13 protein-coding genes and 1 pseudogene are annotated in these 12446 nt (G+C 69.4%); 11 read left to right on the top strand and 3 right to left on the bottom strand.

Annotated elements, in window-relative coordinates:
• The first annotated feature begins 92 nt into the window (after positions 1-92).
• The 4 genes and pseudogenes from AOM00_RS12455 to AOM00_RS15835 all read left to right on the top strand — a co-directional run bounded on the left by AOM00_RS12455 (position 93) and on the right by AOM00_RS15835 (position 2647).
• Entirely contained in the window at positions 93-1178 is a 1086-nt protein-coding gene (locus tag AOM00_RS12455) for an Rv2578c family radical SAM protein (protein WP_082097039.1), read from the top strand.
• 105 nt (positions 1179-1283) lie between these two features.
• Positions 1284-1832 (top strand): hypothetical protein, encoded by a 549-nt coding sequence (locus AOM00_RS12450; protein ID WP_228373498.1) that lies wholly within the window; start codon positions 1284-1286, stop codon positions 1830-1832.
• Between the two features lie 22 nt (positions 1833-1854).
• Positions 1855-2085 (top strand): annotated as a pseudogene (locus tag AOM00_RS15840) (DUF202 domain-containing protein); the annotation flags it as partial.
• A 364-nt stretch (positions 2086-2449) separates the two neighbouring features.
• Complete coding sequence (locus AOM00_RS15835) at positions 2450-2647, top strand: hypothetical protein (protein ID WP_062518094.1); 198 nt, start codon at positions 2450-2452, stop codon at positions 2645-2647.
• A 70-nt stretch (positions 2648-2717) separates the two neighbouring features.
• Here AOM00_RS15835 and gnd read toward each other — a convergent pair whose 3' ends face one another.
• On the bottom strand, positions 2718-3755 hold the full coding sequence (gnd, locus tag AOM00_RS12440) for a phosphogluconate dehydrogenase (NAD(+)-dependent, decarboxylating) (protein ID WP_062518120.1): 1038 nt from the start codon (positions 3753-3755) through the stop codon (positions 2718-2720).
• A gap of 22 nt (positions 3756-3777) precedes the next feature.
• Positions 3778-5208 (bottom strand): glucose-6-phosphate dehydrogenase, encoded by a 1431-nt coding sequence (zwf, locus tag AOM00_RS12435; protein WP_062518093.1) that lies wholly within the window; start codon positions 5206-5208, stop codon positions 3778-3780.
• A gap of 177 nt (positions 5209-5385) precedes the next feature.
• Here zwf and AOM00_RS12430 point away from each other — a divergent pair, with 177 nt between their 5' ends.
• From AOM00_RS12430 to AOM00_RS12410, 6 genes are all read left to right on the top strand, one after another.
• A complete protein-coding gene (locus AOM00_RS12430; protein ID WP_062518092.1) occupies positions 5386-5895 on the top strand; it encodes an O-acetyl-ADP-ribose deacetylase in 510 nt (169 codons plus the stop codon).
• A 10-nt stretch (positions 5896-5905) separates the two neighbouring features.
• Positions 5906-6757, top strand: a complete 852-nt coding sequence (locus AOM00_RS12425; RefSeq protein WP_156159166.1) for a hypothetical protein — start codon at positions 5906-5908, stop codon at positions 6755-6757.
• 144 nt (positions 6758-6901) lie between these two features.
• Positions 6902-7240 carry a hypothetical protein gene (locus AOM00_RS12420; RefSeq protein WP_156159165.1) on the top strand — a complete coding sequence of 113 codons (339 nt, stop codon included), beginning with the start codon at positions 6902-6904 and terminating at the stop codon, positions 7238-7240.
• Positions 7241-7475: 235 nt separating this feature from the next.
• Positions 7476-8522, top strand: coding sequence for an LPO_1073/Vpar_1526 family protein (locus AOM00_RS12415; protein WP_369345433.1), 1047 nt, complete (start codon positions 7476-7478; stop codon positions 8520-8522).
• Between the two features lie 78 nt (positions 8523-8600).
• Positions 8601-8852, top strand: a complete 252-nt coding sequence (locus AOM00_RS15255; RefSeq protein WP_082097035.1) for a DUF2510 domain-containing protein — start codon at positions 8601-8603, stop codon at positions 8850-8852.
• A 754-nt stretch (positions 8853-9606) separates the two neighbouring features.
• The gene (locus AOM00_RS12410; RefSeq protein ID WP_062518088.1) at positions 9607-10149 is read left to right on the top strand and encodes a rolling circle replication-associated protein; all 543 of its coding nucleotides are present in this window, start codon (positions 9607-9609) and stop codon (positions 10147-10149) included.
• 162 nt (positions 10150-10311) lie between these two features.
• On the opposite strand, the gene AOM00_RS12405 is transcribed toward AOM00_RS12410, so the two are convergent.
• On the bottom strand, positions 10312-11718 hold the full coding sequence (locus AOM00_RS12405; RefSeq protein ID WP_082097030.1) for a recombinase family protein: 1407 nt from the start codon (positions 11716-11718) through the stop codon (positions 10312-10314).
• Between the two features lie 180 nt (positions 11719-11898).
• Here AOM00_RS12405 and AOM00_RS15640 point away from each other — a divergent pair.
• On the top strand, positions 11899-12446 hold a 548-nt coding region (locus AOM00_RS15640), incomplete at its 3' end, for a hypothetical protein (protein ID WP_169746855.1).

The following is a 12446-nucleotide window of genomic DNA, read 5'->3' as shown; positions in this document are numbered from 1 at the left end:
GGCCGTGGGGCGTCGCCCCTGGTGTCGAGCGTACGGGAAGCGGCTCGGCGGGTAGGCTTGACGCCCATTCGAACACGTGTTCGAATGGCGGCATGCGGTGGGAGGGACAGGCGCTGCGCGCCGAGACGGACGATGCGCTTCCTGCGCTTGCGAGGATGTCGAACCTGGTGCGGACGGTCACCACGCCCGAGTTCGCCGGCGTGACGTTCCACGAGGTGCTCGCGAAGAGCGCCCTCAACCGCGTGGGTCCGGGCAGCGCCGTGCCGTTCACGTGGACCGTGAACCCGTACCGCGGATGCACCCATGCGTGCGTGTACTGCTTCGCGCGGCCGTCCCATCGGTACCTGGAGCTCGACGCGGGTGCGGACTTCGACCGCCAGATCATCGTCAAGATCAACATCGCGGAGGCGCTGCGCAAGGACCTCGCCAAGCCCTCGTGGAACCGCGAGCACGTCGCGCTCGGCACCAACACGGACCCGTATCAGCGGGCCGAGGGCCGCTACCGCCTCATGCCCGGCATCATCCGCGCGCTCGCGGACTCCGGCACGCCGCTGTCGATCCTCACCAAGGGCTCGCTGCTGCGACGCGACCTGCCGCTCCTCGCCGCGGTGCGGGAGTCCGCGCCCGTGGACCTGGCGCTGTCGATCGCGATCGCGGATGACGAGCTCCAGCAGATGATCGAGCCCGGCACGCCCACCACGCAGGCGCGGCTCGCGACCGTGACGGCCGCGGCGGAGGCGGGCTTCGACGTCGCGGTGTTCATGATGCCGATCCTCCCGTTCCTCACCGACTCGGAGGAGCATCTCGACGCCGCGCTCCGCCGCATCAAGGCGGCGGGGGCCTCGTCGGTGCCGTACACCGCGCTGCACCTGCGCCCCGGGGTCAAGGAGTGGTACGCGCAGTGGCTCCACGGGCATCGGCCCGACCTGCTGCCGCGCTACCGCGCGCTCTACGCGGACGGCTCCTACGCGCCCCAGGACTACCGGCGACGGCTCGCCGCGCGGATCAAGCCGCTCATCGCGGCACACGGGCTCGCTCGGACCCCCGAGGACCCGAACACCGGGACCGTCGCATCGCGTGCGAACGCGCGCGACGACCAGGGGGAGTGGCGTCGGACGCGCGCCTACGGCCGGGACGGCGCGCCCGTGGCTGCACCCGCCCAGCCCACGCTGTTCTGATCGGGGCGGCCTCTACCGGCGGCTTCGTCGCGGAACTACGCTCAGGCGCAGGGGGAGCATCGCGAGTCGAGGCTGGGGGGGACCATGTCACGGTGGGGTCGTGGGTTGGCGGCTGCGTGCCTGGTGACCATGGCGGCGGCCTGCGCCGTGGAACCGGGCGCCGATGCGACCGCGGAGGATCTCCGGAGCGCGTTCGGAGCGTGCGACGGCTCGCCCGGCGAGGGGGCCTCGCCCGCGGAGTTCCTCGTGGACACCGTGCAGGAGTGGTTCGAGCTCTCCGCGGTGGAGGATGCGGTGCGCGATCCGGACGGCGACCGGCAGACCTTTCCCGCGACGTTCGAGACGTCGGACGGCGACACGTGGGTGGCCGAGGTCCACGCGTCGTACTGGCCGGGCATCGACTGGGCTCTCGCGAACGGCGCGCCCGTCTGGATCGGGCTCGAGGAGCACGGAGGCGACGACTACGTCGCGACGGTCATGGTGCAGGCCGGCGACGGCGGGATCGTCTTCCCCGGCGAGTGCATGGACGCCTCGTTGGACGGGCCGCTCCATGAGCTCCTCGGAGATGGCGCGGACGCCGTGCTCGCGCAGCTCCCGTACGTCGACGACGCCGCGGCGCGTGACCTGCTCGGCGTGGCCGAGCTGAGCTCGTAGGCGCCGGGTCGCGGCGGCGACGGTGAGCACGGCGCTGCGCGAGAAGGCCGACGCCACGAACGCGCGGACCGCGCAGGCCGCGCTGTCGAACGAGCGCACCTTCCTCTCGTGGATCCGGACGGCACTCGCGCTCATCGTCACGGGGGTCGCGCTCGTCGCGTTCGACCTTCCTGTCGATCGGGGATGGTGCCTGGGCGCCGGCGCGATCCCGCTGCTGCTCGCGATCGCGTACGCGGCGCAGGCGCTGTGCTCGTGGCGCTCGTACGACCGCGATGCGGGCCGCATGCCGCCCCGCGGCCTGCCGGCTTGCCCCCGAGCGCTCCCTTCTCCTACCGTGGGAGAAGGCCCGCAAGGGCCTCCTCCTCGAGACGAGCATGAGGGCGGACCACGGCAACGCGGACCGCCCCGCCGTTCACCCGCGGACGCGATCCACCTGGAGAACGTCCGTGCCGACAGAGCGAGCCGCCATCGGCCGCGTCGGCCCACCGCCTCGCGAGGCGTCCCGCCCGGTCCGCAGGGCACGTCCGCTACGCCCTGCGTCCGCAGCTCCTCCGTGGCCCCACCGCGCGGCACCGTCGCGCCGGCACCGGAACCATCGGCTCACCGAAGGAGCATCCATGTTCACCGACGACTTCGTCACCCTTGTCCAGTCCCACCGGCTCGCGGCAGCCTCGCTGAGCGGTCGCGCCGCGCGGCCCCGACGCGCGCGTGCCTTCGCGACGCTGCGCCGCCGCGTCCGTGCCGCCGAGGTGCGCGTGCTGACGCGTGCCCTCGCGCACGCCTCCGATGCCGAGGCGCGGCTGCGCCTCGCCTGACCCAGGACGCGGCGCGCGGGATGCATCGTCCCGTGCGCCGCGCAGGCGCGGGGCTCCTGGCGGCCTCCCGCTATTCGCCGGTCGGCTTCTCCTCGTGCCCGCCGAAGCCCTTGCGCATCGCCGACAGCGTCCGCTGGGCGTAGTCGTCGAGGTCGCGCGACGCGAAGCGCGAGTACAGGGCCGTGGTGAGGACCGGGGTCGGGACGCCCTCGTCGATCGCCGCGATGGACGTCCACCTGCCCTCGCCGGAGTCCGACACGTGGCCGGAGAAGGAGGACAGCTCGGGGTCGGTCCGCAGCGCCGCCGCCGTGAGGTCGAGCAGCCACGAGCCGATCACCGAGCCACGCCGCCACACCTCGGCCACCGCGGCGGTGTCGATGTCGTACGGGTAGTACTCGGGTTGTGCCAGAGGGGCGGTCTCAGCATCGGCCCCGCGTGGCTGCGACCCGATGTTCGCGTTCTTGAGGATGTTGAGGCCTTCGGCGTACGCCGCCATGAGCCCGTACTCGATCCCGTTGTGGACCATCTTGACGAAGTGCCCGGCACCGGTGGGGCCGCAGTGGAGCCAGCCCTCCTCGCCCGGCTCGAGCAGCCCGGGCACGCCGCCCGTGGCGATGCCGGGAGTCCGCTCGGCCGACTCGACGCCCGGCGCGATGGACCGCCACAGGGGAGCGAGGCGCTCGACCGTTGCATCGTCCCCGCCGATCATGAGGCAGAAGCCGCGCTCGAGCCCGTGCACGCCGCCCGAGGTGCCCACGTCGACCAGGCCGATGCCGTGCTCGGCGAGCGCCGCCGCGTGGGCGATGTCGTCGCGGTAGTAGCTGTTGCCGCCGTCGATGACGGTGTCGCCCGGCTCGAGCACCTTCGCGAGCTCTGTCACCACGCGCTGCGTGACCTCTCCCGCCGGCACCATCACCCACACGGTGCGCGGAGCCTGGAGCGCTTCGACGAAGCCCTCGAGATCATGCACGGGCACCGCGCCCTCGGCTGCGAGCGCGTCGATCGCCTCGGCGCTCACGTCGTGGACGGCGACGGTGTGGCCGTCCCGCATGAGCCGTCGGGTGAGCCCCGCGCCCATCCGGCCCAGACCGATCATTCCCAGCTGCATGCTGACCTCCTGTCCTGCGCGCTCAGGCGCGCGCCGCATCGTCCGTCGTCGTCTTGAGCACGGGGTCGTGCCACGGGCCGTCCGCGCCGATCAGCGTGTCGGCCTCCGTAGGGCCCCACGTGCCGGGGGTGTAGCGGATCGCGGGGGCGTGGTCTGCGAGGACGCCGTCGACCACGCGCCACGCGGCCTCGACCGTCTCCTCGGCGGTGAACAGCGCGCGGTCTCCATCAAGGGCGTCCGCGAGCAGGCGCTCGTAGGGGTGGCGCGAGCCGGCGCCTCCCGTGCTCACCACCAGTTCGCGCTGCTCGCCCACGAACTCCTCGCCAGGCGTCTTGACGCGGGCGCCGAGCGCGATCTCGCCGTCCGGCTGGAGGCGGAAGCGCAGATGGTTGGGGCGCTGGGCCATCATCGCGTCGTCGAAGAGGGCCTGAGGCGGCTTCTTGAACTCGACCACCACCTCGTGGGCCGTCACCGGCAGGTGCTTCCCGGTGCGGAGGTACCAGGGCACCCCGGCCCAGCGCCACGAGTCGATGAAGAGCCGCACCGCGGCGTAGGTCTCGACGTCGGAGCCGCGCGCGACGCCCGGCTCGTCGCGGTAGCCGGCGAACTGGCCGCGGACGATGTCGTTCCTGGTGAGCGCACGGATCGCCCGGAAGACGTTGGCCTTCGCCTCATGCACCGCGCCGTATCCCTGGTACGCAGGAGGCTCCATCGCGAGCAGCGCCACGATCTGCAGCATGTGGTTCTCCAGCACGTCGCGCAGCGCTCCCGCGGTGTCGTAGAAGGCGCCGCGGCCCTGGACTCCGAAGTCCTCCGCGATGGTGATCTGCACGCTCGCGATGTGGTCGCGGTTCCATACGGGCTCGAGGAAGGAGTTCGCGAACCGGAAGTACAGCAGGTTCATGATCTCGTCCTTGCCCAGGAAGTGATCGATGCGGAACACCGACTCCTCCGGGAAGGCCCTGCGGATCACGGCGTCGAGCTCGCGTGCGGAGGCGAGGTCGCGGCCGAAGGGCTTCTCGACCACCACGCGCGCGTGCTTGTGGAGGCCGACGTGGGCGAGGCCCTCGATGACGGTCCCGAACATGGTCGGCGGGATCGCCAGGTAGTGCACGGGACGCTGCGCGTCGCCGACGGCCGCCTTGAGCGACTCGAAGGTCGCGGCGTCGCGGTAGTCGCCGTCGACGTAGCGAAGGAGGCCCAGCAGGGTGTCGAGCACCTCGGGGTCATGGTCGGGGACCGCCGCCGCCACCGACTCGCGGGCACGGGTCCGCAGATCCTCGAGGGCCCACTGCGAGTACGCGACGCCGATCACGGGCACGGTGAGCTCCTCGTGCGCGACCATGCCGTACAGCGCAGGGAAGATCATCTTCCGCGCGAGGTCGCCCGAGGCTCCGAAGAACACCAGGGCATCGGCGTCCGCGCGGCCGTGAGCCGCCTGCTGGTCGACCATCGTCGCTCCTTCGGTGGGGGATGCGTGCCCTGAGGGCTCCTTCAGGGCCAACCGAGATGCCCGGGCGGATGTTCCGCAGGCGCGATGGCGCCGCTCCCTTTATCGTGTGGCACAGGGGGCACAACGGGGGAGCGTGACGATGCTGCTTGGGGGAAGGCGCGCATCCGGGGGCGGACGATGACCGCCGTCATGTCCGTGCGGCGCGCGGACATCACGACGATGGCGGTCGACGCCATCGTCAACGCGGCGAACGAGTCGCTGCTGGGAGGCGGCGGGGTCGACGGCGCGATCCACCGCGCCGCGGGACCGGGGCTGCAGGACGAATGCGAGACGTTGCACGGATGCGCGACGGGATCCGCGAAGCTCACCGGCGGCTACGCGCTGCCGGCGACCTATGTGATCCACGCCGTCGGGCCGGTCTGGCACGGCGGAGACCGCGGGGAGGCGCTCGCGCTCGCCTCGGCCTACGAGGCGGCGATCGTGCTGGCGCAGGAGCATCGGTGCCGCACCGTCGCGTTCCCGTCCATCTCGACAGGGATCTACGGGTACCCGAAGGCGCAGGCGGCCGAGGTCGCGGTGCGGTCGGTGGCGCGTGCGCTCGCGTCCGCGCCGTACGTCGAGGAGGTCACCTTCTGCGCCTACGACGACGAGGACCTGGCCATCTACCGGGGAATCCTGTCGCGTTAGGGTGCTGCGCATGAAGGTGCTGCGCGGGTCCGATGCAGGGGAGTGGCTGCAGGGGCGGATCCCCACGTTCGGCGGACGGGTGCGCGACGTCGCAGGTGAGGGCTTCGAGGCCTACGTCCGGGTCATGCATCCCTTGCGGGGCAGGCGGCTCGACTGGTCCGACCGGGGAAGCGGCATGGTGCCGAGCGTGGTCGACGAGCGTCGCTGGACCTGGGCGGAGCTGGCATCCGCGCTGGGACGCACGGCGCATCCCCTGATGCAGTGGCACGCGCTCGCGCGCGAAGCTGTGGTGCGATGGGGTGACGGGTGGGAGGTGGACCAGCCCGAGCAGGGGGCGTTCGAGCCGGAGCTGTTCGCGCGCCTCGTGCCCGCGCTGCTCGAGGCGACGTCCACGCCGGACGATGCGGTGGTCGGGTTCTGGACCGGATCCAGCGGGCTGCATCCCGGTGGGCGGCACGTCATGGTCGCGACGGAGGCCGCCGCCGGGCTCGAGGCCACCGCGCTCCCACAGCTGCCGATGATCGATGCGGGCATCGTGGAGGCCATCGCTGCGGGCGACGTGCTCGCGCTGCCCGGGCGCGAATACGTGCTGCTCGGCGGTGCGCTCGCGGAGCTTGCGGACCCGGATTGGGGGTTCGCTGCCGGTGTCGGGTGGTGGGCGAGCTTCCGTGACCCCACCCCTCAGCTCGTATGGCCGCAGGACCACGCGTGGCTCGTCGCCACCGAGGTCGACTTCGACTCGACGTTGGTGGCCGGGGCGCGCGGGCTCATCGACGCGGTGGTGGCGGTTCCCGGGCTCGAGTCGTTCGAGGTGGGCCCGGACGACGACCTGACCTCCGACGGCGACGTGGTCAACCGCTGAGATCGGGTTCGGTGCTTGCGCGTGTGGGCGACCTTGCGGCAGGAGGCTGGCCAAGGGAGCAACTTGCCAATGCACCCCCTCTTGACCGAGTCGCCGGTACTGCCGATAGAGTGCGCGAGACTTACTGCAATGGGGGACGTAATCATGGCTTTCGATGCACCAAACGCACGTCAGCGAGCGAACCAGAACATTCAGATCGTCTACGCGATGCGCCCCCCGTTCGTGAAGCGCGCGATCGTCTCGCTCATCTTCGGGATCTTGGCTGCGGTGACGTGCATGACGGTGGTTCTCGGAATCGCATTCGGAGCCACGGCGATCCTCACCGGAGTGTCTGCGCTACGTGTCATCTCCCAGTCCTGGGAACCGCGTTCCGGCAAGGTCCAGGCGATCGCCGGTATCAGCTTCGGTTCGATCGGCGTCCTCGGTGCGCTCATGTTCGTGCTCGCGATCCAAGGGCTCTCAGCAGCCATTGGAGCACAGTAGGGAACGAGCCAATTTGTCCCAAGAACGCACCCGATCTTGTGGCACAAGACGTTGGAGGGAACCGGATGGATTGGCTATTTGAAGGTCTCGGAACACTCGTGATCGGACTTCTAGTCGGCGGGGCAGGGGGCAGCGCGGTCACGTGGAAGATCGCGCAGAGAAGCATCACTCAGCGCCAGCGGGCTGCCAACAACTCGCACCAGGTCCAGGCTGGACGCGACGCACGGTCTGACAAGTGAACTCACGGCAGTCTCAATCAGCGGGTGACAACTCCACCCAAGTGCAAGCGGCGGGTGATGTGATCCTTGGAGTCACGGAACCCAGGGCGCGCGAGATCGCGGAACAGGCGGCGAGAGGCGTGCTTGCCGAGTACGCCGACGAGTCGACGCGCGTGATCCAAGAGCGGATCACGAAGCTCGACGACCGCATTATCGCCTCCCTGATTCGGGAGGGCCGCTTGGAGGTCTTCGCCGATCCCGGATTCCTCCGGTCCTACAAGCGGGCACAGGAAGGCGCGGCAGTCTCGGAACACGATTCGGACTACGACCTTCTGTCGGGATTGCTGGTGGACCGCGCGGCTCGCGGAACCATTCGAACGGTCCGAACGGGCATCGAGAAAGCGATCGAGATTGTCGACAGTGTTGACGACGAGGCGCTCCGAGGACTGACCGTCTTCCAAGCACTACAGCAATACAGTCCGCTTGCTCAGACGCTTGATGCGGGACTCGATGCCATGGATGCACTCATGGGCGACCTAGTAGATGGTCCGTTGCCAGAGGGCATTGAGTGGCTTGACCACCTGGACGTACTTGACGCCATTCGACTAAGCCAAGTGTCGAGCCTCAAGCCCTTCCGCGAGTACTACCCCAATCGGATGCCGGGATACTTGGCGCGAGGCGTTCTGGCCGAAGGGTTCGACTGGCCTTTCACCCATGGCGGGAAGGAGTACATCGACCCGCGACTAATGGTTCAGCACGAACTGAAGCCCGACTATCTCCGGTTCGCGGTTGCGCAAGCGCAGACCCTCGATGCAATGGGGATCCCATCGGACGTTGCTGACGGCCTGGCGTCTCAAGCGAAGAGATTTGGCTTCGGAAACGTAGACAAGTCGCTGGTCGAGCCGTTCTTGGAGCGGCTGCGTCTCCGTCCGAATCTGGCGCAGATCGAGCAGTGGTGGGGGCAGATCCCCCACGCCGTGCAAGTAACGGCGGTCGGGCGGGTCTTGGCGCGCGCGAATGCACTGCGCCTCGACAAGCGCGGTGTGCTGCCTCCGATTGACTAGCGCCGCAGGCGCGCACTTCACTTGAAATAGCAACATAACTCGTTGGCTTTGACGGGCTTTCCCGCTAGCGTCTGCGGCATGCCAGATTCACCGCCTTCGGGCTGGTACAACGATCCCAGTGGGGCGCCGGTTGAGCGTTGGTGGGATGGTGCCGCTTGGGCCGAACACACTAGGAATCCTGAGCAACCTGCGCCCACCGCGCCCTCGTCCAAGGTGACGCCTCCGGGGTGGGAAGGGTGGCGCACTCTGGTCGCGTGGCACATGATCACGGTCGGCGTCGTCGTCATCGGGTGGATCGTGCTCAACCAGCTGCGGGCCGCAGACTTCTAGCGCGACACCCGCTCGCCGTCGCTTACCCGGCCACCTGCGGGCTTGCCGCTGGACCGCTCGCGCCAGGCTGGGGCTTCGTTTCGATACCGGAGGCCTAAGCGGTGGAGCGTGCCCGGTCCACCCGCACCTGGACGCGGGCTCGGCCCGCGCAGGTGCGGGAGCACCTTCCTCAACCCGAGCGTGAGCGCGGGTTGAGGGGGCGCGTGGAGGCGCGACGCTGGAGGTGTCGGGGCGAAGCCCGCAGGTGACTATTGCGCCTAGGTGACCAAATGCGCTACTACTAGTGGCGCGGACGTCGATACCGGCGACGAGACAAACACATATGCGGTCTGATCCCGGACTGCGACTGCCGACCCGGCCATGGGTAGGGATCTCGGGAAGCCTCCCGTGCTGCGGTCCGCAGCACAGCACGGGACCCGATGAAAAAGCCAACGCCTCTGATGACCGGTCGAGCAACTGCTCCCGGTCGTCGTCATTCGTAGGTCGCCATCGGTCCGGCAGTTGCCAGTTCCTCTGTCGGCACTGCTCGAAGGTCTGCGTCTTGGAAGGCACCACTACTCAACCCGGCTGGCACCTCAGCCTCTACCCGCAAGCCCTGGAAGGCGGCGGCTACTTCCGCGCCTCGATCGATCGCCCGGACCGCTCCTATGTCGCTCGGGGCATGGCGGCTGATCCTGAACGAGCCGCACGCGAGGCCGGTCGTCGGGCTCGCGCCAGACTGCGGCGCTACTGCACCGCGAACCGTCTCAACCGCATGGGCACCCTCACCTACGCCGGTGCCGGGTGTCACGATCCTTCGCAGCTGCGCGCCGATGTCGCGGACTTCTTCCGCAACCTCCGCTCCGCGCTTGGCGGTGATCCGCTGCCGTACGTGTGGGTGCCGGAGTGGCACAAGTCCGGTCACGGTCTCCACGTGCACTTCGCTATCGGCAGGTACGTCCAGCGGTCCGTGATCGTGCAGGCGTGGGGGCACGGGTTCGTGCACATCAAGTTGCTCGGTGACCTGCGGGCCGGTGCGGGCGCAGTGGAGGAGTCCCGCAAGGCTGCGGGATACGTGTCCAAGTACGTCGCGAAGACCTTCGCCGATCCCGAGGCGCGCGCTCTCGGGCTGCACCGCTACGACGTGGCACAGGGGTTCCAGCCCGAGAAGGTGCACCTGTGGGCGCCCTCGTCGGAAGGACTGCTTGATGCCGCATCCGAGGCGCTGGGGTCGATGCCGCAGCGGGTGTGGCACTCGGGCGACTCGGACGATTGGGAGGGGCCGCCGGCGCTGTGGGCTCAGTGGGGTGACCGATGAAGGGCCGGCACGGACTCACCCTTGACCAGTTGCGTGCGTGGGTGGAGGCGTCGTGCGCTGCTCAGGGAGTGCCGGTGCTCGTCACCGATCCGGGGGTGCTGGCGCGTGTCGGCGTGCTGATGGGCGCGCCGCGCGGCAAGCCGTCAGGCGCGCACGGGGCGCCTACAGCCGCCACACGGGCAGTACGCGGGACGGGTCGAAGCGCTGCATCCCCGATGCTCGGGACGGCATGATCGTCACCGACTCGATCACGGCCTTGATGATCGGCACCTGCTTGGACAGGTTCAGCGACTCCCACTGATCGCGCAGGCTCGCGCCCTGGCCGATGTAGTCCTCGATCGCGTCCCGACGGGTCATCCGTGCCAGCGCCTTCCGGTTGGCCTCCATGCGCGCCTCGATCCGGTCACGGGCGACCTTCCACTCCTCGCGGGAGATGTCCCCGTCGGCGAACATCGATGCCAGGTCATCCATGCGCCGCTGATCCGAGGCAATCTCGTCACCGACCGCATGGACCTTGTCCTCATCCACGGTTGAAGTCAGCGCTCCCACCAGGTCGGGCGAGTCCAGCCGCACGAGCACCGCCTCGGCGATCAGCGCCTCGACGGGCTCGGCGACGATGTACGTGCCCTTGCACGGGTCGTTCTTGGTGGACTGGATGCCGCACCCATAGCGGCGCACGCCGTTGCGGGGGTGGGACTTCATCGTCGCCCCACACTTGCCACAGATGAGCATGCCCGACAGCAAGTAGCGGCGTGCGGCGCGGTTGGTGCGGCGCTTCGGGTCCGTCAGCAACAGCCGCAGCCGCTCACCGTCCTCGGCGCTGATCAGGGCCGTCCACGTGCCCTCGCCGATGATCTGCCCCTGGTGAACGCGCATGCCGTAGTTCCTGGGGCTCAGCAGCAGCGACCTTAGGGCGCTCGGGGTCATCTTCGATCCCTTCGTGCCGGTCACCTCCTGGGCCTCCATCCAGCCTGCGACGGAGTACAGCGTCTCCCCGGCTAGAACCCGCGCAGCGGCCTCACGGAACGCCGTCGCCTCGACCTCGTGAGGCGTCGCGCGGTCGTCCTGGTACCCGAACGGGCGGTGCCCGCCACCCATGTAGGGTGCGCCCGTCTCGGCGCTCTGCAGGAACTTGCGCTTGATGCGCTCGGACTTCACATGCGACTCGTGCGCCGCGACCGATGCCATCAGCCGCGCCACGAACAGTCCATCGGACTTGCCCATGTCGAACTCGCCTTGAAGCGACACCACGTCCGTCAGCCCTGCGGCCTTGCAGGTGTCCGCGAAGTGCTCGAGCTCGAGCGGACGACGGTGCAGCCGGTCCATCCGGTACACGATCACGCCGTCGATCAGCCCATCGGTGATGTCCCGCAACATCCGCTCGTACGCCGGACGCGTCTTGCCTGAGTACGCCGACGTGTCGTCGTCCACGTACTCCTCAGCGACCGTCCATCCGCGCCGCTCGGCTTCCGCGCGGCAGTCCTCCAACTGCCGCGTCACGCCCAGCATGTCGCCGTTGGGGTCCCGTGAGATACGCGCATACAGTGCAACCGCAGTCCGCTCAGCCATGGGGGCACATTAGCGAGTCACTGCCAAGGGCGTCCCAGTGTGTCCGGTGCTCGGTGAGGCGTGTCGTCTTGGGCAGCCCCCAGGGGTGATGTCCCCAGGTCGAAATCTGGTGTTGTTTTCCACATCTAGCAGGGTGGATATCGGGGGGTGGGTGTCAGTCCCCTCGTGTTGACTGGTGTCATGACCTTCCCGGTAGAGGCGATCGACGCGGCGCGTGAGGCGCTCGCGCCGTTCGAGGACCGTGACCTGGCGGCCTTGTCCGAGGCGGAGCTGGCGGCGGCGTTGGACGCTGCCGCCCGCTACCAGCGGCTGGCCGCGGTCCCTCACGCGGTCCTCGCAGCCGAGGTGGCGCGTCGGTCCGATGCGGCCAAGGGTGGTGGGATGGCGCGTCGGCGGGGGCATCGGAACGCTCATCAGATGGTCGCGCAGGGTCAGGGTGGTTCGGGTGGTCAGGCCCGGGATGCGATCGAGGCTGGCACGCTGCTGGTCAACGCGAGTACCCGGGCTGGGGGTGAGGTGCGGTGGTCGCCGGTGGCGGCTGCGGTGCTCGCGGGTGAGGTGTCGACGGCGCAGGCTCGGCTGATCGTGGAGACCCTGGAGCGGTGCGAGGGCGCCGGTGATGAGTTGGCTACGAGGCTGGTGAGGATGGCCGCGCGCCTGTCGCTGGTGGATCTGCGCAGGGCGTGCACGGATGTGGTGGCACGGTGGGATGGGGACCGGTGGCAGGA

Source organism: Demequina gelatinilytica (genome assembly GCF_000971115.1).
Lineage (GTDB): Bacteria > Actinomycetota > Actinomycetes > Actinomycetales > Demequinaceae > Demequina > Demequina gelatinilytica.
Note: the sequence above shows the minus strand (reverse complement) of the source record. Positions and strands in the feature narration are given on the sequence as shown.

Coding starts and splice junctions, on each gene's coding strand:
- AOM00_RS12455 (WP_082097039.1), top strand. CDS start 93: ATGCGGTGGGAGGGACAGGCGCTGCGCGCCGAGACGGACGATGCGCTT.
- AOM00_RS15835 (WP_062518094.1), top strand. CDS start 2,450: ATGTTCACCGACGACTTCGTCACCCTTGTCCAGTCCCACCGGCTCGCG.
- gnd (WP_062518120.1), bottom strand. CDS start 3,755: ATGCAGCTGGGAATGATCGGTCTGGGCCGGATGGGCGCGGGGCTCACC.
- zwf (WP_062518093.1), bottom strand. CDS start 5,208: ATGGTCGACCAGCAGGCGGCTCACGGCCGCGCGGACGCCGATGCCCTG.
- AOM00_RS12430 (WP_062518092.1), top strand. CDS start 5,386: ATGACCGCCGTCATGTCCGTGCGGCGCGCGGACATCACGACGATGGCG.
- AOM00_RS12425 (WP_156159166.1), top strand. CDS start 5,906: ATGAAGGTGCTGCGCGGGTCCGATGCAGGGGAGTGGCTGCAGGGGCGG.
- AOM00_RS12420 (WP_156159165.1), top strand. CDS start 6,902: ATGGCTTTCGATGCACCAAACGCACGTCAGCGAGCGAACCAGAACATT.
- AOM00_RS15255 (WP_082097035.1), top strand. CDS start 8,601: ATGCCAGATTCACCGCCTTCGGGCTGGTACAACGATCCCAGTGGGGCG.
- AOM00_RS12410 (WP_062518088.1), top strand. CDS start 9,607: ATGGGCACCCTCACCTACGCCGGTGCCGGGTGTCACGATCCTTCGCAG.
- AOM00_RS12405 (WP_082097030.1), bottom strand. CDS start 11,718: ATGGCTGAGCGGACTGCGGTTGCACTGTATGCGCGTATCTCACGGGAC.